This window comes from Pseudomonas sp. HY13-MNA-CIBAN-0226, from assembly GCF_040310305.1.
Taxonomy (GTDB): Bacteria; Pseudomonadota; Gammaproteobacteria; order Pseudomonadales; family Pseudomonadaceae; genus Aquipseudomonas; species Aquipseudomonas gregormendelii.
Genome location: NZ_JBEOPS010000072.1, coordinates 1 through 472, shown reverse-complemented (window position 1 = coordinate 472; position 472 = coordinate 1). Strand labels below are relative to the sequence as shown.

At 45.8% G+C, this 472-nt stretch carries 1 protein-coding gene; it reads left to right on the top strand.

Going from position 1 to position 472, the window contains the following annotated elements; all coding sequences use genetic code 11:
* Positions 1–472 (top strand): nitrilase-related carbon-nitrogen hydrolase (locus AAEZ05_RS27805; protein WP_350649753.1); only part of this gene is annotated, 472 nt, incomplete at both ends.

Below are 472 nucleotides of genomic sequence, written 5' to 3'. Positions count from 1 at the left end.
CCTTCAACTCAGCCGCCATCCTGCATAACGGTCATCAAAAAGGCTTTTATCATAAGCAAATATTGCCAAACTATGGCGTGTTTGATGAACGCCGTTACTTTGACAAAGGCCGTAATCAAGTTCTGTTTGATTATAAAGGCATTACCATTGGCCTGCTCATCTGTGAAGACTTGTGGGAAAAAGGCCCTATTGCTGATCTCAAAAAGCAAGGCGCGGATCTGGTCATCAGCTTAAATGCGTCACCTTTTGAAATCGAAAAACAAGACAATCGTAAAACCATGCTGACCAAGCGCAGCCGTGAAAATGGCCTGCCGATTATCTATGTCAATGCGGTTGGCGGTCAAGATGATTTAGTCTTTGACGGTGGCTCTATGGCCGTGCAAGCTGATGGTAGCGTTGCCCACGAAGCGCCGCGTTTTATGAATCAGTTGCTACTGGCGACGTTAGATGTCAAAACCAGCAAGTTTAACAC